The organism is Synechococcus sp. J7-Johnson, assembly GCF_024345795.1.
Lineage (GTDB): Bacteria > Cyanobacteriota > Cyanobacteriia > PCC-6307 > Cyanobiaceae > Regnicoccus_A.
Map to the genome: position 1 here is coordinate 26,468 of NZ_JAGQBU010000002.1, position 17,689 is coordinate 44,156.

At 67.5% G+C, this 17,689-nt stretch carries 21 protein-coding genes; 9 read left to right on the forward strand and 12 right to left on the reverse strand.

Translation table 11 applies throughout. The features are described from left to right. Nucleotides 1-57 precede the first annotated feature (57 nt). From KBY93_RS01385 to KBY93_RS01400, 4 genes are read left to right on the forward strand one after another with little or no spacing between them, the layout of a single operon-like run. A complete protein-coding gene (locus KBY93_RS01385) occupies nt 58-270 on the forward strand; it encodes a DUF2997 domain-containing protein (protein ID WP_255092448.1) in 213 nt (70 codons plus the stop codon). Nucleotides 271-297: 27 nt separating this feature from the next. Further along, a complete protein-coding gene (locus KBY93_RS01390; RefSeq protein ID WP_255092449.1) occupies nt 298-690 on the forward strand; it encodes a DUF1257 domain-containing protein in 393 nt (130 codons plus the stop codon). Nucleotides 691-706: 16 nt separating this feature from the next. Beyond that, nucleotides 707-1,117, forward strand: coding sequence for a ferredoxin (locus KBY93_RS01395; protein ID WP_255092450.1), 411 nt, complete (start codon nt 707-709; stop codon nt 1,115-1,117). Then, a complete protein-coding gene (locus KBY93_RS01400; protein ID WP_255092451.1) occupies nt 1,114-2,322 on the forward strand; it encodes an aldo/keto reductase in 1,209 nt (402 codons plus the stop codon). The genes KBY93_RS01395 and KBY93_RS01400 overlap by 4 nt, the downstream gene beginning before the upstream one ends. Before the next feature lie 14 nt (nt 2,323-2,336). On the opposite strand, the gene rsmG is transcribed toward KBY93_RS01400, so the two are convergent. Beyond that, complete coding sequence (gene rsmG / locus KBY93_RS01405; protein WP_255092452.1) at nt 2,337-3,071, reverse strand: 16S rRNA (guanine(527)-N(7))-methyltransferase RsmG; 735 nt, start codon at nt 3,069-3,071, stop codon at nt 2,337-2,339. Nucleotides 3,072-3,127: 56 nt separating this feature from the next. On the opposite strand from rsmG, the gene KBY93_RS01410 reads away from it, so the two are divergent. Both KBY93_RS01410 and KBY93_RS01415 read left to right on the forward strand, forming a co-directional pair. Beyond that, a complete protein-coding gene (locus KBY93_RS01410; protein ID WP_255092622.1) occupies nt 3,128-3,727 on the forward strand; it encodes a J domain-containing protein in 600 nt (199 codons plus the stop codon). After that, nucleotides 3,669-3,935 carry a DUF3143 domain-containing protein gene (locus KBY93_RS01415; RefSeq protein WP_255092453.1) on the forward strand — a complete coding sequence of 89 codons (267 nt, stop codon included), beginning with the start codon at nt 3,669-3,671 and terminating at the stop codon, nt 3,933-3,935. The genes KBY93_RS01410 and KBY93_RS01415 overlap by 59 nt, the downstream gene beginning before the upstream one ends. 4 nt (nt 3,936-3,939) lie before the next feature. Here the strand turns inward: KBY93_RS01415 and bioA are convergent, their stop codons facing one another. Genes bioA through KBY93_RS01445 form a run of 6 tightly spaced genes read right to left on the reverse strand, consistent with a single transcriptional unit; the run spans nt 3,940 to nt 8,724 of the window. Next, nucleotides 3,940-5,208: an adenosylmethionine--8-amino-7-oxononanoate transaminase gene (gene bioA / locus KBY93_RS01420; RefSeq protein ID WP_255092454.1), complete on the reverse strand. Its 1,269-nt coding sequence runs from the start codon at nt 5,206-5,208 to the stop codon at nt 3,940-3,942. A gap of 19 nt (nt 5,209-5,227) precedes the next feature. Further along, nucleotides 5,228-5,383 (reverse strand): hypothetical protein, encoded by a 156-nt coding sequence (locus tag KBY93_RS01425; protein ID WP_255092456.1) that lies wholly within the window; start codon nt 5,381-5,383, stop codon nt 5,228-5,230. Then, on the reverse strand, nt 5,380-6,018 hold the full coding sequence (bioD, locus tag KBY93_RS01430; RefSeq protein ID WP_255092457.1) for a dethiobiotin synthase: 639 nt from the start codon (nt 6,016-6,018) through the stop codon (nt 5,380-5,382). The genes KBY93_RS01425 and bioD overlap by 4 nt, the downstream gene beginning before the upstream one ends. Then, nucleotides 6,015-6,839, reverse strand: a complete 825-nt coding sequence (locus KBY93_RS01435; protein WP_255092458.1) for a methyltransferase — start codon at nt 6,837-6,839, stop codon at nt 6,015-6,017. The genes bioD and KBY93_RS01435 overlap by 4 nt, the downstream gene beginning before the upstream one ends. Then, entirely contained in the window at nt 6,839-7,537 is a 699-nt protein-coding gene (locus KBY93_RS01440; RefSeq protein ID WP_255092459.1) for an alpha/beta hydrolase, read from the reverse strand. Before KBY93_RS01440 ends, KBY93_RS01435 begins: the two co-directional genes overlap by 1 nt. Beyond that, nucleotides 7,534-8,724, reverse strand: coding sequence for a pyridoxal phosphate-dependent aminotransferase family protein (locus tag KBY93_RS01445; RefSeq protein WP_255092461.1), 1,191 nt, complete (start codon nt 8,722-8,724; stop codon nt 7,534-7,536). The genes KBY93_RS01440 and KBY93_RS01445 overlap by 4 nt, the downstream gene beginning before the upstream one ends. A 69-nt stretch (nt 8,725-8,793) precedes the next feature. Here KBY93_RS01445 and KBY93_RS01450 point away from each other — a divergent pair, with 69 nt between their 5' ends. Beyond that, entirely contained in the window at nt 8,794-11,661 is a 2,868-nt protein-coding gene (locus KBY93_RS01450; protein WP_255092623.1) for an RNA helicase, read from the forward strand. A 46-nt stretch (nt 11,662-11,707) separates the two neighbouring features. Here the strand turns inward: KBY93_RS01450 and purB are convergent, their stop codons facing one another. Continuing rightward, the gene (gene purB / locus KBY93_RS01455; RefSeq protein WP_255092462.1) at nt 11,708-13,003 is read right to left on the reverse strand and encodes an adenylosuccinate lyase; all 1,296 of its coding nucleotides are present in this window, start codon (nt 13,001-13,003) and stop codon (nt 11,708-11,710) included. A gap of 56 nt (nt 13,004-13,059) precedes the next feature. Here purB and KBY93_RS01460 point away from each other — a divergent pair, with 56 nt between their 5' ends. Next, complete coding sequence (locus KBY93_RS01460; protein ID WP_255092463.1) at nt 13,060-13,881, forward strand: TlyA family RNA methyltransferase; 822 nt, start codon at nt 13,060-13,062, stop codon at nt 13,879-13,881. Between the two features lie 67 nt (nt 13,882-13,948). On the opposite strand, the gene KBY93_RS01465 is transcribed toward KBY93_RS01460, so the two are convergent. Both KBY93_RS01465 and KBY93_RS01470 read right to left on the reverse strand, forming a co-directional pair. Then, the gene (locus tag KBY93_RS01465; protein WP_094554775.1) at nt 13,949-14,287 is read right to left on the reverse strand and encodes a P-II family nitrogen regulator; all 339 of its coding nucleotides are present in this window, start codon (nt 14,285-14,287) and stop codon (nt 13,949-13,951) included. A 373-nt stretch (nt 14,288-14,660) separates the two neighbouring features. Beyond that, entirely contained in the window at nt 14,661-14,888 is a 228-nt protein-coding gene (locus tag KBY93_RS01470) for a DUF4278 domain-containing protein (RefSeq protein ID WP_255092464.1), read from the reverse strand. 264 nt (nt 14,889-15,152) lie between these two features. Between KBY93_RS01470 and queF the strand changes: the two genes are divergently transcribed. Continuing rightward, on the forward strand, nt 15,153-15,623 hold the full coding sequence (gene queF, locus KBY93_RS01475; protein ID WP_255092465.1) for a preQ(1) synthase: 471 nt from the start codon (nt 15,153-15,155) through the stop codon (nt 15,621-15,623). On the opposite strand, the gene KBY93_RS01480 is transcribed toward queF, so the two are convergent. Together KBY93_RS01480 and KBY93_RS01485 are read right to left on the reverse strand one after the other, a co-directional pair. After that, nucleotides 15,595-16,917: a cytochrome c biogenesis protein ResB gene (locus KBY93_RS01480; protein WP_255092466.1), complete on the reverse strand. Its 1,323-nt coding sequence runs from the start codon at nt 16,915-16,917 to the stop codon at nt 15,595-15,597. The genes queF and KBY93_RS01480 overlap by 29 nt on opposite strands. Continuing rightward, a complete protein-coding gene (locus tag KBY93_RS01485; RefSeq protein WP_255092468.1) occupies nt 16,914-17,657 on the reverse strand; it encodes a cytochrome c biogenesis CcdA family protein in 744 nt (247 codons plus the stop codon). The genes KBY93_RS01480 and KBY93_RS01485 overlap by 4 nt, the downstream gene beginning before the upstream one ends. Between the last annotated feature and the right edge of the window lie 32 nt (nt 17,658-17,689).

Below are 17,689 nucleotides of genomic sequence, written 5' to 3' on the forward strand. Positions count from 1 at the left end.
AGCCCCCTGCAGCGACAGGGGAACCTGGTTAAAGTTTTCCCACTTGAGTGAGCCTGGATGGCCCAGACCACCATTCGCTTCCGTATTCGCCCCGACGGGCGGGTTGAAGAGCTTGTGGAAGGTATCCAGGGCGCAGCCTGCCAACAGCTCACCGAGCGGATCGAGCATCAACTCGGTTCGTTGCAGCAGCGCCGCTCCACCTCCGAGGCCTATCAGGCCGCAGCGGAGGCCGTGACCACCTCCTTGAGCGTGCACCAGCGCTCCACCTGAGTTTCACCCGTTTCTTTGGTCGCTCCGATGTCCCACTTCAGCATCGTCAAAACAGAACTTCGCGATCGTGCTGCCCTGCTTGAGGCTCTGCGTGATCTCGGCCATGAACCTGAGCTGGGGGAGCGTCCAGTGCGCGGATATCGGGGCCAGACCGTGCTCGCAGATCTTGCGCTCACCCGTGACGATGGCTGCGATATCGGCTTCCGCTGGAACGCAGATTCCGGCAGCTATGAGCTCGTAACGGATCTGGAAATCTGGAAGCAGCCGATCCCGGTGGAGCGGTTCCTCTCCCAGATCACCCAGCGTTATGCCCTGCGCAAGGTACTGGCGGCCTCGGTTCAGGAGGGCTTCCAGGTGAGCGAGCAGACCTCCAGCCTCGACGGTTCGATTGAACTGGTGGTGACCCGCTGGGATGGCTGAGGCCAGCTGCCCTGCCATGTCCGCCCACACTCAGACCCAGCGCGAGGTGGATCCATCTCTGGCTTTTGCGGCACCAGCCCGCTCCCGGGATCAACCCAGTGGCCATGAGCCACTGCTAGGTGGGAGTCTGCGACAGCAGGCTGTCTGGGTTGATGAGGCTGTCTGCATCGGATGTCGTTACTGCGCCCACGTGGCCGGCAACACTTTTCTGGTGGAGCCGTTGTGGGGGCGCTCCCGGGCTATCCGCCAGGACGGAGACAGCACCGAAACCATCCAGGAGGCGATCGACACCTGTCCTGTCGATTGCATCCACTGGGTTTCCTACGAAGATGTTCCACAGTTGGAAGATCGGTTGCGCTCGCAGGAGCTGCTGCCGTTGGGTTACCCCAGCCAATCCCGTGTCCAGCGCACCTTGCCGCGCCCATGACGGTGGCGGTGCCGACCCGGCGCTTCGGGCGGACGGAACTGGCCATGCCGGTTCTGTCACTTGGGGGGATGCGCTACCAGCAGAGCTGGAACGACCTACCGGCCAGTGAAATCACTGCCGAGAGCCAGGCCAACCTGCGCGCCACTCTCGAGAAGGCCGTGGCAGGTGGGTTTCATCACATCGAAACCGCCCGCCATTACGGAACCTCTGAGCGGCAACTGGGTGATCTGCTGCGGGAGGTGCCCGATCCCCAGCGCATCCTGCAGACCAAGGTGCCGCCCCACGAGGATCCCAGCCAGTTCGAAGCGGAGTTGGGGCTGAGCTTCGAGCGGCTGCGCATCGAGCGGCTTGATCTGCTCGGCATCCATGGCCTCAACCTGCCCGAGCATCTGGAGCAGACCCTGAGACCGGGCGGCTGCCTGGACGTGGTGCGGCGCTGGCGGGAGCAGGGTCGCATCGGCCATGTGGGCTTCTCCACCCACGCGCCACTGCCGCTGATCCTGGAAGCGATTGCCAGCGATGCCTTCGATTACATCAATCTGCATTGGTACTACATCCGCCAGGACAACCGCCCGGCCCTTGAGGCTGCCCGCCACCACGACATGGGTGTCTTCGTGATCAGCCCCACCGACAAGGGTGGCCACCTGCACAGCCCCTCCGCCCGGATCCGCGGGCTGTGCGCGCCACTGCACCCGATCGAATTCAACGACCTGTTCTGCCTGCGGGAGGAGGCGATCCACACGCTCAGCGTGGGCGCCGCTGGTCCGGCTGATCTCGACCTGCACCTGCAGGCCGTGGCGCGGTTGCCCGAGGCCGAGCGCTGGCTGGCCCCGGTGCAGGAGCGGCTGGAGCGCGCCCGGCTCGAGGCCCTCGGCGCCGATTGGCTCGAGAGTTGGAGCGATGGTCTGCCCAGCTGGGAGGCCACCCCCGGAGGGCTCAACCTGCCGGTACTGCTCTGGCTGCACAACCTGCTGGCGGCCTGGGAGCTGGAGGGATTTGCCCGCGCCCGCTACGGCCTCCTGGGCCAGGGGGGGCACTGGTTTCCCGGCGCCAATGCCGATGCCCTTGACCAGGAGGTGAGCGAAGCTGATCTCCTCGCGGTGCTGGGGGCCAGCCCCTGGGCCCAGCGCATTCCGTCCCTGCTTCGCGGCCTGCGCGAGCGCCTGGGGGGTACCAGCGTCCGCCGGCTGATGGCCGACGACTGATCAGCTGATCCGGTTCAGGCCAGGGGTTGCTTCGCGGGCAGACCCACGGCCCTGGGGTAGTTGACCGGGCAGGGGGCGATTGGTCTCAGCACAACCGCATGGCGCACGCCCCGCCCGCCTGGCAGGTCGATCCGCTCCACCCTCTCCACTTCGGCGCGCAGGCTGGAGGCGGCCCGCTCCAGGCTGGCCAGATCCTCTGGGCTCCACTGGCCGCGGTAGAGCAGGGCCCTGCCGCTGGCATTCAGCAAGGGGACCAGATACTCCGCCACCACCGGGGCGGAGGCCACGGCCCGCGCCATGGCCCAGTCCTGGCGGCCGCGGCAGGCTCGGCTGTGGCCGGTGGTCTCCGCCCGCTCCCAGCGCACCTCCACCCGTTCGCCCATGCCCAGGCTGGCGGCCATGGCCTTCACCGCTTCAGCCTTGCGCCCGACGGAATCCACCAGAGTGAGGCGGGCGGCCGGGAGGGCGATCGCCAACGCCAGGCCGGGGAAGCCGCCACCGGTGCCCACATCGATGCAGCGCAGGGGCTGCGATGGGGTTCGAAGCTGGTCGCGCCAGGGCCAGAGGCTGTCGTACACCTGGGCGACCCAGTAGTCGTCGCCATCGACCAGTCGGGTGAGGTTGAGGCGAGTGTTCCAGTGGCGCAGGTGCTGCTGCAACGCCATCAACAGCTGCAGCTGCTCTGGGGTCGGCTCCCAGCCCAGGCTGTCCCAGAGGCCAGCTGGAACCGGATCGGCAGGAGCCGTCATCACTGCAGCAGAGATGGAGAAGCTCTCTAGGATCTCGCAACCATGGCGCGTGGTTGGTGGCAGGCGGCGAGCACCCGGTCACGGGCCTATCCCTTTATGCTCTGCTTGGTCTGCCGAGCACGGCCACGGCCCAGGACCTGAGGCAGGCTTTTCGCTCCCTCAGCAAGCTCTACCACCCCGACACCACCACCCTGCCGCTGGCCGAGGCCCGGGACCAGTTCCGCCTGCTGCAGGAGGCCTACCTGGTGCTGGGGGACCCTCAGCGTCGATCCGCCTATGACAGCCAGCTGCGTCTGGCCCTGCTGCAGCGCGTTCAGGCCCTCAGTCCACCGACCGCCATTCCTGCTCCGGGGCCGGGGCCGATGCTGCCAGGACCAGTCTCGCCGCGTCGCCCCCTCTCGGTAAGGCGGGCCTTCTCGGGGGGGGAATGGTTCGCCCTGTTGCTGCTGACCCTGGCCCTGCTCTTCAGTCTGGTGCTCGGTCTGGGCCTGGCCTGGTGGCGCGGGGTGGAACTGGTCACCCAGCCCCCGGGCAGCGCCCCGGCCGTTGATCCGATTGAGCGGCAGACTGAAGCCTCGATTGCACGCTTGCCTGGGGATGATCTCCTTACCCCCCCTGCAGACTCCGCTGTACAACCACCCGCTGCCGGCGCTTGAGCAGTGGCTGACTGATCTGGGCGCCTGCCGGGACCAGGCAGAGCCCTGCCTCTGGGATCTGAGACAGCCGCTGTGGAGTGCCCGCATCGAGCTGGAAGTCGAGGAGCTCAAAGTGAGCTGGGAGCACGGGGGCAGCGTCACGGTGCGCCTGTTCCCCTATGGCCTCAGCCGCGCCGACGTGGAATCGGCGATCCTTGCTGGCCCCTGATGTCTCAGTTCAGCTGGTCGAGACCTGAGCGGATCACGGTGTAGCAGTCCTGCAGCTGCTGGTCGCTGAGGCAAAGCGGCGGCAGCAGGTAGACCACATGGCCCAGGGGCCGCAGAAACACTCCGGCCTCGAGGGCATGGCGCTGCAGCTGGCGGCCGGCGGGGTGGAGATAGCCCGGCCGCTCCACCGCCAGATCGAAGGCGGCGATGGTGCCGCACAGCCGTGGCCGCTGCACCAGGGGATGGCCAGCCAGGGACTGGAGATGGGGCCTGTGACGGGCCTCGAAGCCTTCGTGGAGTGCGGGCTGGTCAAGCAGCAGATCCAGGCTGGCGTTGGCGGCGGCGCAGCCGAGCGGATTGGCTGTGAAGCTATGGCCGTGGTACAGGGTGTGGCTTGGGTCGTCGCTGATGAAGCCTCGGTAGATCCGCTCGCTCGCCAGGGTGACGCCCATCGGCAGGAAGCCGCCGGTGAGGCCCTTGGAGAGGGCCACCAGGTCGGGACGGATCCCCGCCCGATCGCATGCGAAGAGGGCACCGGTGCGTCCGAACCCTGTCATCACCTCATCGGCGATCAGCAGGGCGCCGGCCTGACGCACCCGTTGCTCCAGCTTCCGCAGGAAGCTCTCCCGCACCATCGCCATTCCGCTGGCGCCCTGCACCAGGGGCTCGAGGATCACCGCGGCGGTGGGTACCTCCAGCAGACGCTCCAGCGTCGCCAGGGCCTCAGCTTCCTTGCACTCCACATCTTGATCGTCCCACCAGGTGGCGGGCCAGGGGGCCCGGGCAACCGGGGAGAGCAGGGGCTCAAACGGAGCAGAGAACAGGGAGCGCTCCCCCAGGGCCATGGCCCCGAAGGTGTCGCCGTGGTACGCCCCCTCGAAGGCGATCAGCTGACTCCGTTCCGAGCCCTGGTTGCGCCACCACTGCCAGGCCATCTTCAGGGCCACCTCCACCGCGGTGGATCCGTCGTCGGAGAAGAACAGCCGCTCCAGACCGGCGGCGGCGCTGAGCCGCTCGGCCAGGCGCTCAGCGGGGGGATGGCGGAAGTTGGCGAAGATCACCTGCTCCAGCCGCAGGGCCTGCTCCGCCACCGCCGCGGCGATGCTGGGTTCGCCATGGCCGTGCAGGGTCACCCACCAGCTGCTGATGGCGTCGATCAGCTCACGGCCATCGTCGAGTTCGAGCAGGGCGCCGCGGCCTGCCACTGCCAGGAGGGGGGGATCGGCCCGGGCCACCTGGGTGGTGGGGTGCCAGAGATGGGGATGCCAGCTCAAGGGTTGGGCTGCAGCGGCTTCAGCGGCACCGCTTCTCCATGCGGGCTGATTCAGAGGCCCAGGGTCCGCAGTTGAACCAACGCACCATCCCGACTTCCACATCGGTGAACAGCACCAGGATGCCTGCGCAGAGCAGGGCTACTGACGCGCTGACCAGCAGATTGCCTCGTGTCATCGGGCCAGGTTACGGGCCAGACCACTGGCCTGCCATTGCTCGGCCAGGGCTTTGCGATCAAGCCGGGGCAGGGGGGGTAGACAGGCCAGTACAGGCGCTCCGCTCAGGGCCTCCAGGGTGCGGGGGTTGTTGGGGTGGGGGGGGCCGTTGAGCACCAGGCCCAGCAGGGGAATCGCTCTGTTGCGCAGGGCTTCCACCGAGAGCAGGGTGTGGTTGAGGGTGCCCAGGCCGCTGCGGGCAACCAGCAGCACCGGCAGGCCCCAGCGCTGGATCTGATCGATCTGGAGGCTGTCGATGCGCAGGGGCACCAGCAGGCCGCCGGCGGTCTCCACCACCAGAGGACCCTTCATAGGGGGCAGCGCCAGCCGCTCCAGCTCGATCGGCTGCTGCTCCAGCTCCCCGGCCCAGTGGGGTGAAACCGGATGGTCGTAGCGGTACGCCTCAGGGAGGAGACGCTGGGCGGCTTCGCTGGGAGTGAGGCCGAGCATGGCCGCGACCCTGGCGGTGTCGCCCCCCTCCTCCAGGCCGCATTGCACCGGCTTCCAGTAGTGGGCTCCGAGTCCCTCCACCAGCAGAGCACTCACCACGGTCTTGCCCACATCGGTGTCGGTGCCGCAGACCACCAGGCTCGTCATCGCTTCGGCTCCTTCGGGGGTCGGCGGCCGATCAGCAGCAGCACCTCCCAGCTCAGGTGCTTGTGGCCGCAACGGTCCTGGGGCCAGTGGGCCTCGAGTTTCCGCCACTCCCCGACCCCCAGAGGTGCTGCGTCGGTGGTGCCGGCCCCCACAGTACCCATGGGCCGCAGCAGGGCCCCGCCGCTGGTGCCGCTGCGGCTGTAGCGCAGGGGCGAGCACAGCCGCAGTTCCAGGCGCGGTGCGGCCACGGCCAGCAGGCGGGGCAGCTCGGGCAGGGCCAGGGCGGTGCAGGGCACGCCGGCTGCGGCTGCCGCCTGGCGCCATTGGGGGAAACTGCCGGCGGTGGGGACGGCCAGTCCCAGCCAGCCGCCAGGTGCCAGGGCATCGCACCACTGGCGCAGGCTGGCGGCGGGATCCTCCAGCCAATGCAGCGCGAAGCTCGAAACCAGCAGTGCAGCCCCGCCAAGATCCTCGGGCAAGCCGTTGTTTAGGTCCCAGAGACGCTGGGGCGCTGAATCCAGCGGCTCGGCAACCCCGGCGCGCTCTTGGCGGGCTCCCTGCTTCAGCAGGGCTTCGCAGGCATCGAGCCGCAGCAGGGTGCAGCCGGGACGCTGTTGCTCCAGGGCCTTGCTGAGCAGCCCGGTGCCGGCCCCCAGATCCGCCCTCGGCCCCGGCGGGAGAGCCAGGTCGCGGCAGTGACGGGCCAGCCGCCAGGCCACTGCCCTTTGCAGGCTGGCGGCTGCGTCGTATTGGCGGGCACGGCGACTGAAGGCCAGCCGCACTCGCTGGGCCATCGAGGGGGCTGACTGGATCAGGACCATCAGCGGCAGGCCTCCAGCCAGTTCAGGACGGGACCTACCAGATCGCTGCCCAGCAGGCTGTGGCCAACGCCTTCCAGGGACCAGCACTCTGCGGCCGGCAGGGCATGGGCCAGGGCTGCGCGGCTCTCGGGGGCCACGATGCGATCGGCACCGGCCTCGACGATCAGGCTGCGGGCGCCGGCGGGGAAAGCGGGGGGCAAGGTGGTGCACTGCTCCAGCAGGAGCAGATCCTGGCGCAGCCGCTCCACTCCCTCGGGCGGTATGGCCCCGGAGGAGGGCCCAGCCGGCAGCAGCTCCACCGGCGCGGGAGCGGCGGCTTCGCGCAGGAAGTCGTTGAGCATCGCGGCGCTGTCGCCGGCCTCCAGGCGCTGGCCCATGCCGTGAAGGGCCTGGCGCCAGCGTCGGCCATTGGGCCCGGCCGGCACGAAACTGCTGAAGCTGGCCAGCAACACCACCAGCTCCGCTGCCGCCAGTACCGGTGCCGGCAGCAGATGCAGTCCGAGGGAGTGCACGATCACGGCCCTTGGGCCGGTCTGCTCCGGCCAGTGGGGGGTGCTGGGGATCAGCTGGCCGTAGCCGCGCTCACCGCTCTGCCAGCTCCAGCCCCGGCTGGCCGCGGCCTTCTGCCAGGGACGCCAGGCACGGCTGTCGCCGGCCCAGCCGTGCATGGCGATCAACGCCAGGGGAGGGTGGCTCATCGGGAAGGGGCGTGGGGCCAGGTGGCCAGGGCGTGGAGCAGGCGATCAAGGCTCCCGTGGGGGAGGTCGCGGCGCAGCACCAGCCGCAGGCGAGCCGTTCCAGCCGGCACCGTGGGCGGGCGGATCGCCACCGCCAGCAGCCCGGCCTGCTCCAGGTGGCGCTGGAGGTCGAGGGCGAGGGCGTCATCGCCCACGTGCAGTGGCAGGACCGGACCCTCGCCGGGGGGGCGCCGCCAGTGGGCGGCTTCGAGGCCATCCCGCCAACGCTGCGCTCGCCGCAGCAGGGCGATGCCCTGGTCAGCATCGGCCTGGAGCTGCTCCAGGGCCGCCAGGGCCGCGGCCGCCAGTGGCGGAGCCAGGGCGGTGGTGTAGCGGAAGGCGCCGGAGTCCTGCAGCAGCCATTGGCCCACGACTCCATCGGACGCGAGGAAGGCACCGCCAGCGCCGAAGGCTTTGCCGAAGGTGCCGCTCACCAGGCTCACTCCTGCCAGGCCCCAGGCCAACCCGCGGCCGCCGGGGCCAAGCAGTCCCAGGGCATGGGCTTCGTCCACCAGCAACAGGGCGCCGAACTCCTGGCAGGCCGCGGCGATGCCAGCCAGATCGGGGGAGGTTCCTTCCATGCTGAACAGGCTTTCGCTCACCACCAGCCGGCGCCGGCCCGGCTCGTTCTGGGCCCCGCGCTCCAGCAGGCGGCGCAGGTCACTCAGATCGTTGTGGCGAAAGCGCCGCAGCCGGGCGCCGCTGGCCTGGATCCCCACCAGCAGGGAGTGGTGGATCAGCCGGTCGGCGATCACCTCGCTGTGGCGGTCGGCCAGGGCCAGCACCGCGGCCAGGTTGGCCTGAAAGCCGCTGGGGAAGAGCAGTACCCGCTCGCACCCCAGCCACTCGGCCAGGGCCGTCTCGAGGTTGTTATGGCAGGGTCGCGTGCCGCTCACCAGCCGTGATCCGCCGCAGCCCACCCCGTCGCTCTGGATCGCGGCCATTGCCGCCGCCTTCAGGCTGGGGTGGGCGCTGAGTCCGAGATAGTCGTTGCTGGCCAGATCGAGCAGGGGCCACTGGGACGAGCCGGCTTCGCCCGGCAGGAGGGTGGCGTCAGGGCCGGGGCGGAATGTGCGCAGCCGCCGCTGCCGCTCCGTGGGAACCCGGCTGAGGGCCTGCTGGATGGAATCGAGCGGATCATGGGCCACGCGGAAGTCAACGCCAGGGCAGTTGCACTGACCCCACTCTGCTTGCTGGACAGCCCATAAGATTGGATGATGCAAACCGCCGGTTACGACGCTCCACCTGATCCGGCGGCGGCCCGAGAACGTTCAGCCGATAACAGCACTCCGGAGGCGGTGAAGGGACTGCCCGCAGATCCAACTGAGATTCCGCCCCTCGATCAGCTCTTCCCCTTCCCCCTAGATCCCTTCCAGCTGGAGGCGATCGACGCTCTCAACCTGGGACATTCGGTGGTGGTGAGTGCACCCACCGGCTCCGGCAAGACGCTGGTGGGGGAATACGCCATCCACCGTGCCCTGGCCCATGGGCAGAAAGTCTTTTACACCACGCCCCTCAAGGCCCTCTCGAACCAGAAGCTGCGCGATTTCCGGGAGCAGTTCGGGGCGGATCGGGTGGGGCTCATGACCGGCGATCTGAGCGTGAACCGCGAGGCACCGATCGTGGTGATGACCACCGAGATCTTCCGCAACATGCTCTACGCGGAGGTGGACCGGGGTGACGATCCCCTCGCCGATGTGGAGGCGGTGGTGCTCGATGAGTGCCACTACATGAACGACTCCCAGCGCGGCACGGTCTGGGAGGAATCGATCATCCATTGCCCGCCGCCGGTGCAACTGGTGGCCCTCTCGGCCACGGTGGCCAATGCCGGGCAGCTCACCGATTGGATCGAGCGGGTGCATGGCCCCACCACCCTGGTGATGAGCGACCACCGGCCAGTGCCGCTGGCCTTCAGTTTCTGCAGTGCCAAAGGACTGCACCCCCTGCTCAACGAACAGGGCACGGGACTGCATCCCAACTGCAAGGTGTGGCGGGCCCCCAAGGGGGATCGGCGCAAAGGAAAGAGCCCGAAGCCGCCCCAGCCGGAGGCGGCGCCGCTGCCCTTCGTGGTGGCCCAGATGGCCGAGCGCGACATGCTCCCGGCCATTTATTTCATCTTCAGCCGCCGCGCCTGCGACAAAGCGGTGCGCGACCTGGGCCGTGTCTGTCTGGTGAGCGAGCCGGAGCAGGCCCGGATCGTGGCCCGGCTCGACGCTTTCGTGGCCGCCACACCCGAAGCGGTGCGGGATGGGGGCCACGCCGAAGCTCTCACCCGAGGCATCGCCGCCCACCATGCCGGCGTGTTGCCGGCATGGAAGGAACTGATCGAGGAGCTGTTCCAGCAGGGCCTGATCAAGGTGGTTTTCGCCACCGAGACCCTGGCGGCAGGCATCAACATGCCGGCGCGTACCACGGTGATCTCGGCCCTCTCCAAACGCACCGAGCGGGGCCATCGCCCGCTGATGGGCAGCGAGTTCCTGCAGATGGCTGGCCGGGCTGGGCGGCGCGGGCTGGATGTGCAGGGCTATGTGGTCACGGTGCAGAGCCGTTTCGAGGGGGTGCGCGAGGCGGGGCAACTGGCCACCAGCCCCGCCGATCCGCTGGTGAGCCAGTTCACCCCCAGCTACGGCATGGTGCTGAATCTGCTGCAGCGATACGACCTGGCCAAGGCCCAGCAGCTCGTGGAGCGCAGTTTCGGGCGGTACCTGGCCACTCTCGATCTGGCGGAGGATGAATCCAGGATCGCCTCTCTGCGCGCCCAGCTGGCGCAGCTGGCGGGGCCCACCGCCGACATCCCCTGGGAGGAATTCGAGGCCTCCGAGAAGGAGCGGGAACGCCTGCGGGAAGAGCGGCGGATCCAGCGCATCCTGCAGCAGCAGGCGGAAGAAACCCTGGCTCACGAGCTCACCCTCGCGCTTCAGTTCGCCAGTGAAGGCACCCTGGTGAGCCTGAAAGCGCCCCAGCTGCGGGCTCGGGTGACCCCCGCAGTGATCGTGGCCAAGCAGCAGGGCTCCGGCCAGTTCCCGCTGCTTCTCTGCCTCACCGATGAGAATGTCTGGATCCTGGTTCCTTGCCATGGGGTGGTGAGCCTCCATGCCGAGCTGAGTTGCCTCCAGGTTGATTCGATCCCGGCACCTCGCCTCGACCATGCCGGCGAGCTGCGCCACGGCGATAACGTCAGTGGTGGACTGGCTTTGGCGGTTGCCTCGATGGCCCGCCGCCACGACATGCAAACCCCCCAGTACGACCTGGCGGGAGAGGTGCGCAGCCAGGCGCAGCTGGTTCAGCAGCTTGAGCAGGAGCTGGAGCAGCATCCCGCCCACCACTGGGGCGACCGCCGCCAGCTCAAGAAGCAGCGGCGCCGGATGGAGGAACTGGGCGAGGAGATTGAGGAGCGCCAGAGGTTGCTGCACCACCGCGCCAACCGTCACTGGGACACTTTCCTGTCCCTGATCGAGATCCTGCGTGCCTTCGGGGCGCTGGCCGGGGCCGAGGGTCTGGAGCCCACCGAGGTGGGCCGCACCGTGGCGGTCCTGCGCGGCGACAACGAGCTGTGGCTGGGCCTGGCCCTGATGAGCGGCCGCCTCGACGAGCTCAACCCTGCGGAGCTGGCCGCCGTTCTCGAGGCGATCAGCACCGAGGTGAACCGTCCGGATCTCTGGAGCGGCTTTCCGCCGCCGCCACGGTCAGAGGAGGCCCTCCACGATCTCAGTGGGCTGCGCCGCGAACTGCTTCGTCACCAGGAGCGGGCCCAGGTGGTGGTGCCGGCCTGGTGGGAACCTGAGCTGATGGGGTTGGTCCATGCCTGGGCCCGTGGCAGCAGCTGGAACGACGTGATCGCCAACACCTCCCTCGATGAAGGTGACATCGTGCGCATCCTACGCCGCACCGTCGATCTGCTGGCCCAGGTCCCCTACGCCGAAGCGATCAGCGAGCAGCTGCGCACCACCTCCCGCAAAGCGCTCCAGGCGATCAACCGTTTTCCGGTGTGTGAATTCATCGACCTGGGTACCCAGGTCGTACCTGTCCCGGCCCTTGTTCCGGCAACCCCTGCCACAGAACGCCCAGCCCCTCAAACGGCCTGATCGCAGAACCCTCAGCGGAACGGGGGGGAGTGCCAACCCAGCAGGCTCAGATTCCCAGCCGCTCCCAGATCACATCCAGCTGGGCCCGGTGCAGCTCGGTGGAGAAACAGGCGTCGAGCTGAGCGGCGTTGAGCCGTGCGCTCACCTCGGGGTCAGCGGACAGATTGGCGCGGAAGTCGCCGCCTTCGCGGTTCCATGCTTCGTGGGCATGGCGCTGCACGATCCGGTAGGCATCCTCCCGGCTGATACCGCACTCCACCAAGGCCAGCAGCACCCGCTGGCTGAACACCACCCCGCCATACAAATTGAGGTTGCGGCTCATGTTCTCGGGGTAGACCCCGAGGCCCTTCACCACATCCGTCATCTCCCGCAGCATGAAGTGCAGTGTGCAGGAGCAATCAGGCAGCATCATCCGCTCTACCGAGCTATGGCTGATATCGCGCTCGTGCCAGAGGGCCACGTTCTCCAGGGCCGCGATCGTATAGCTGCGCAGCACTCGTGCCAGGCCGCTGATTCGCTCGCTGCGGATCGGATTGCGCTTGTGGGGCATGGCCGAGCTGCCTTTCTGTCCCTTGGCGAAGTTCTCCTCCACTTCCAGAACATCCGTGCGTTGCAGGTTGCGAATCTCGGTGGAGAACCGTTCAAGGGAGGTGCCCACCAGTGCCAGGGTCTGCACGTATTCCGCATGGCGATCGCGGCCGATCACCTGGGTGCTGGCAGTGTCGGGCTCCAGGCCGAGGCTAGCGCAGGTGAGGGCCTCCACCTGGGGGTCGGTGTTGGCGTAGGTGCCCATGGCCCCGCTCACCTGACCCACCGCCACCACCTGGGCCAGTCGTTCCAGTCGCTCCCGGTTTCGCTCCGTCTCCGCCAGCCAGCCAGCCACCTTGAAGCCGAAGGTGATCGGCTCGCCATGGATCGCATGGGAGCGGCCGATCATCACCGTGTCCTTATGCGCCGCCGCCAGGGTCCGCAGTGCGGCGGCCAGCTGATCGAGCTCTTGGCGCAACAACGCCACCGACGCCTTCAGCTGCAGGGCCAAGCCCGTGTCGAGCACATCGGAGCTGGTCATACCCACGTGGATGTAGCGGCCCGCATCGCCCACGTGCTCATTGACGTTGGTCAGGAAAGCGATCACGTCGTGGCGCACCTCCGCCTCGATCTCCAGAATGCGGGGCACCTCGAAGCGGGCCCGCTCGCGGATCGCGGCCATGGCCTCCTTTGGCACCCGGCCCAGCTGGCAGTTTGCGTCGGTGGCGGCGATCTCCACATCCAGCCAGCTCTGGAATTTGGCCTCTTCGCTCCAGAGGTTGCCCATCTCGGGCAGGGTGTAACGCTCGATCAAGGCCAGCGCGTGGCAACGTCCTGGTCAATCTATGGGTCGACCCCAACGGGATCCCGATGGCAGGCAAGCAGCGACTCGATCAGCACCTGGTGGCGCTTGGGCTGGCCGCGAGCCGCCAGCAGGCGCAGCAGTTGATCCGTGCCGGGCGGGTGCGCAGTGGTGATCGGGTGCTCGACAAGCCCGGACAGGAGGTGCCGGCTGAGCTGAGACCCGAGGTGAGCCACCCACCCCGCTTTGTCTCCCGAGGCGGTGAGAAGCTGGTGGCGGCCCTGGAGGCCTTTCCCCTGCAGCTGCCGGGACGCATCTGCCTCGATGGTGGCATCTCCACCGGCGGCTTCAGCGACTGCCTGCTTCAGCATGGGGCCGCGCGGGTGTACGGCATTGATGTGGGCTACGGCCAGACCGCCTGGAGCCTGCGCACCGACCCCAGGTTGGTGCTGCGCGAGCGCACCAACCTGCGCTGCCTCACACCCGAAGAGCTCTATGGCCCTGATGACCCCTGGCCCGACCTGGCTGTGGCCGATGTGTCGTTCATCTCCCTGGCCCTGGTGCTTCCGGCCCTGCGGGCTCTGCTCAAGCCAGCCGCCGCCGAGGCCGTGCTGCTGGTGAAACCCCAGTTCGAGGTGGGTCGCGAGCGGGTGGGCAAAGGCGGTGTGGTACGTGAGCCTGGCGCCCATGCCGATGCCATCACGGCCGTGATCCGAGCGGCTGCAACGCATGGCTTGTGGCCCTGGGGCCTGATCGCTTCACCGCTCACCGGCCCCGCCGGCAACCACGAATACCTGCTCTGGCTGCGGTCCAAGCACGAGCCCGCAGGTGAGCCGGTGACGTCCGACTCGATCCGCGCCCTGGTGAACCGCACTCTCTCCGCTGGCTGACCAAAAAAAACCGGAGATCTGGTCGATCCCCGGCTGAAGGCCCTGAGCCTGTCTCTGAGCGCTGGCGTCAGATCGCTGTGCTGTCGCGGTCGCCGGTGCGGATGCGGATGACAGTCCCTATGGAGCTGATGAAGATCTTGCCGTCGCCGATCTCGCCAGTGCGGGCTGCGTCCTGGATGGCGGTGACCACCGTGTCCACCCGGTCGTCGTCGACCACTACTTCCAGCTTGAGTTTCTGCAGGAATTCCACAGTGAATTCAGAACCCCGGTAGCGCTCCACCTGGCCCTTCTGCCTGCCGAAGCCGCGCACTTCACTCACCGTCATGCCAACGATGCCGGCGTTAACCAGGGCCACCTTGACATCTTCCAGCTTGAAAGGGCGAATGATGGCCTCAACTTTTTTCATGGAGTCTCCAATGATTCGGATTAAGTGTCTCAGGAGGGATCGCTGAGAGGAAGGGAAAGGTTTGGGATGCGGTTGACTCGGAGCCCTGCGGACAGGGCATCCTGACAAAGCCGATCGGCGGAGCTTGGACTGACCTGAACCCTGCCGGTGGCCAGATGGGACCAAACGGCATCGTCGAAATGGGTCTGAAGCCAGACCATCCCCAGGGCCGACTGGGGCTTGAGGCGAAAGCCGCCGTGACTGCTGGCGAGGAGGAGGTCCATAAGGAAGACCCTGCGCACTTGGGCCATTAGGCCTGAGTGCGCAGGGCTTCGGCGTAGCTGTTGCTACGGGGCGTCAGGCTGACGCAACTCAGCTGTGAGGCTGACGGAACTCAGCCCGCCTCAAGGTGGGGTTGGTTCTGCTGATGCTGGAGGTGGTGATAGATGTGCCCGCGGTAGTGAAGATCAAGGCTTTCATCCACCAGCCGGGGCTCATGCTTCAGCGGCATGCGGTAGTGAACGCCTCTGTACACATGCTCCACTGGTTCAAGGCCGGGGAGGGGCTGGTGATGGTGGGTGCTGTATGGGACACCCCGGTAGACGAGTTGACCTGCGGTCATGACTGGAGCCCGAAGGGATTGAGATCACTGACCCCTTGGGGTCGGTGCCGCTTCGTGGGAAGGAGCGTTGCTTCGCCTCGCGGGGGGCTACTTCCGACAGGAGTGCTCAGAGGCTCTCCGTAACGTCCAACGTTTTGTCCTTCGGATCATTTCTAGCGAAAACGGCTGTTCACGGCGAACAAAGGTTGAATCTGCTTCAGTAATCTTTACTGATTTGCCGTTCCTACGATCGGCAGAGCGTCTTTTCTCCTCTTGCGACCGCTGATGCCGTCCCCATCCACCAGCTCCACTCCAGCTGCCACCACAGCAGCCACTCCAGCCGCCACCGAGGAACTCCAGGAGGGCACCGTCAGCCCGCACTACGGCGAGCGGCAGATCAGCGAGGAAGCTCCGCTGATCTGCTTCGACAACCCCCGCCGTGGCCGCGCCTACGAGGTGGCGATTGAGCTACCGGAGTTCACCTGCAAGTGCCCCTTCTCCGGCTATCCCGACTTCGCCGTGCTGCGCCTGATCTATCAACCCGGCCCCAGCGTGCTTGAACTCAAGGCCCTCAAGCTCTATGTGAATGGCTGGCGCGATCGCAGCATTTCGCACGAGGAGGTGGCGAACCGCATTCTCGATGATCTGGTGGCCGCTGCGGAGCCTGTCTGGATGCAGCTGGAAGCCGATTTCAATCCCCGCGGCAATGTGCACACGGTGATCCGTGTCAGCCACGGCCAGCGACAGGACTGCTGAGCTCGGATGCAGCTTTCAGTTGCTTCAGCAGCAGCGGCAATTCGTTGGCCAGGGCCGTGAGGTTGCGGTTGCAGAGCCCGCCGACGTGCAGCTGGCCCTGATCGTCATCGGCGATGGCCCAGAGCTGGCGCGTAGCGATCAGGCTCAGGCCACCTCCCAGCAGGGCAATGGCGAAACCGCCGTACACCAGGGGGACCCCCGGATCACGCTTCAGCAGCAGTCCGCTGGCGGGCATCACCTCAATCACCTTCAGGGGCAGGCCACCGATCTCCAAGGGCTCTCCACCAGGGGTGATCTGGCCGATCAGCTGGGCCTGGGCCGAGTACACATCGATGGGTCCCATCTCGCTGCTGAGGGCCAGCAGCACCGGTTCCGATCCGTCAGGCCGTGTGGGCAGGGCCAGTCCCCATACCTGCTCTCCCAGCTCAGGGAGGCTGCGCAGAGGCAGCTGCAGCAGGGGGCTTCGCCCCAGTTGCACAGTGATCGCCGCCAGCGACCAGTCGGCCTGATAGACGGTCATCCCCCGGAAGCGCAGGGGATGGTTGACGCTGATCTGGCTGCGCTGCAGCGGTTTACCCTCGGCATCGAGCAGGCGCAGCTCGGAGCGGAACTGCTCGGGCCGTCCGGCTGGATCGCGCTCGATCCGGAACGAGTCGACCGCCAGGGTCATCTGGTTCACACCGCGCTGATTCAGGAGTTGCAGGTCATGTCCCGGGGCCAGGAAGCGTTCGAGCCGCTGCCCCGCCAGGGCCCCCCACGAGGCCCCCACCATCAGCACCACCAGGCCGGCATGAACCAGCAGGGGTCCCACCCGACCGAGAATGCCGCGCCGGGCCGCCAGCCGATCACCCTGGATCTTCAGCTGCCAGTGCTGGTTCTGCAACAGCTGGGCCAGGGCGTCGAGGTCGGTCCTGGGCTGGGCTGTGGGCAGGGATTCGGCCAGGCTCAATTTGCTGAGCTGGCGGGAGGAGCGGTAGTCGATCCACCGCAGGGAAGCCTGCAGAGCGGGCCACTGGCGCCGCCAGCTGCAGAGCACCAGCGAGAGCCCCAGCCAGGCGAGCAGGGCCAGGAACCAGTTGCTTGCGTAGACGTGGTCGAGTTCGAGCTTCAGGATCCAGTCGCCATCAAGCAGCCCCAGCCAGGGCTTGGCGTCGTAGGCCTGGTGGTAGGCATCCGCCGTCTCCTGCTGGGGAATGATTGTGCCCAGGCCGCTTGCCAGGGCGATCACAAAGAGCAGACCAATGGCGAGTCGCAGATCCGAGATCCAGGCGGCGAGGCGGCTGAGGGCCCTCATGGCAGCTGGGCCAGCAGGGTCAGGCCGCCGCTGGCGAGCAGCACCACGCCACTGATCGGCGGGATCCATCGGCTGCGTTCGCGCAGGGCCAGAATCCTGGGCATCGCCGCGGCCGCCGTGCCCGCCAGCATCAGGGGAATCACCTGGCCGGCTCCGAAGCAGGTGAGCAGCAGCATGCCCACCACAGGGTGTCCCTGCTGGGCGATCCAGGCCAGTAATACCGCCAGTACCGGCGTGGTACAGGGACTGGCCGCAAGACCGAAGGCGGCGCCGGCCGCCAGGGGCGCCAGGGGGGCGGGCACCCGCTGGCGCCATAACTCGGGATCGGGGCCGGCCGGCAGTGGCAAACGCACCAGCCCCAGCAGGTTTAGGCCCATCACCACAGCCAGCAGAGCAACCACGGTGGGAACTACCCCGGGCACCTGGCCATAGAGCTTCCCGAGCAGGGAGGTGGTGCCCCCCAGAAGTACCAGGGCCGCCACGATTCCCGCCGCAAAACTGAGGCTGCGCTGCCAGGGCCGCCCAGGCGCTTCCGGTCCGGAGAACCCGGCCATGTAGGCCACGGTGATCGGCAGTAGCGAGAGTGAGCAGGGGCCCAGGCTGGTGACCAGGCCGGCGCTGAACACCACCGTGAAGGTGAGCGGCCCTGGCGTGGAGAGTGAGCGCTGAAGCAGCTGCTCACTCCAGAGGGCGAGATCCGAGAGAGGCAGGCCGAAGCCGTTCATCCGTGTCCTGGTCATCCGGGACGGCGGCAGGCCTGTCAATCCGGAGG

What these genes read in the sequence shown, in the direction of transcription:
- KBY93_RS01385 (WP_255092448.1), top strand. Translation starts at nt 58, where the DNA reads ATGGCCCAGACCACCATTCGCTTCCGTATTCGCCCCGACGGGCGGGTT.
- KBY93_RS01390 (WP_255092449.1), top strand. Translation starts at nt 298, where the DNA reads ATGTCCCACTTCAGCATCGTCAAAACAGAACTTCGCGATCGTGCTGCC.
- KBY93_RS01395 (WP_255092450.1), top strand. Translation starts at nt 707, where the DNA reads ATGTCCGCCCACACTCAGACCCAGCGCGAGGTGGATCCATCTCTGGCT.
- KBY93_RS01400 (WP_255092451.1), top strand. Translation starts at nt 1,114, where the DNA reads ATGACGGTGGCGGTGCCGACCCGGCGCTTCGGGCGGACGGAACTGGCC.
- rsmG (WP_255092452.1), bottom strand. Translation starts at nt 3,071, where the DNA reads ATGACGGCTCCTGCCGATCCGGTTCCAGCTGGCCTCTGGGACAGCCTG.
- KBY93_RS01415 (WP_255092453.1), top strand. Translation starts at nt 3,669, where the DNA reads ATGATCTCCTTACCCCCCCTGCAGACTCCGCTGTACAACCACCCGCTG.
- KBY93_RS01425 (WP_255092456.1), bottom strand. Translation starts at nt 5,383, where the DNA reads ATGACACGAGGCAATCTGCTGGTCAGCGCGTCAGTAGCCCTGCTCTGC.
- bioD (WP_255092457.1), bottom strand. Translation starts at nt 6,018, where the DNA reads ATGACGAGCCTGGTGGTCTGCGGCACCGACACCGATGTGGGCAAGACC.
- KBY93_RS01435 (WP_255092458.1), bottom strand. Translation starts at nt 6,839, where the DNA reads ATGGTCCTGATCCAGTCAGCCCCCTCGATGGCCCAGCGAGTGCGGCTG.
- KBY93_RS01440 (WP_255092459.1), bottom strand. Translation starts at nt 7,537, where the DNA reads ATGAGCCACCCTCCCCTGGCGTTGATCGCCATGCACGGCTGGGCCGGC.
- KBY93_RS01450 (WP_255092623.1), top strand. Translation starts at nt 8,794, where the DNA reads ATGCAAACCGCCGGTTACGACGCTCCACCTGATCCGGCGGCGGCCCGA.
- KBY93_RS01460 (WP_255092463.1), top strand. Translation starts at nt 13,060, where the DNA reads ATGGCAGGCAAGCAGCGACTCGATCAGCACCTGGTGGCGCTTGGGCTG.
- KBY93_RS01465 (WP_094554775.1), bottom strand. Translation starts at nt 14,287, where the DNA reads ATGAAAAAAGTTGAGGCCATCATTCGCCCTTTCAAGCTGGAAGATGTC.
- KBY93_RS01470 (WP_255092464.1), bottom strand. Translation starts at nt 14,888, where the DNA reads ATGACCGCAGGTCAACTCGTCTACCGGGGTGTCCCATACAGCACCCAC.
- queF (WP_255092465.1), top strand. Translation starts at nt 15,153, where the DNA reads ATGCCGTCCCCATCCACCAGCTCCACTCCAGCTGCCACCACAGCAGCC.
- KBY93_RS01480 (WP_255092466.1), bottom strand. Translation starts at nt 16,917, where the DNA reads ATGAGGGCCCTCAGCCGCCTCGCCGCCTGGATCTCGGATCTGCGACTC.
- KBY93_RS01485 (WP_255092468.1), bottom strand. Translation starts at nt 17,657, where the DNA reads ATGACCAGGACACGGATGAACGGCTTCGGCCTGCCTCTCTCGGATCTC.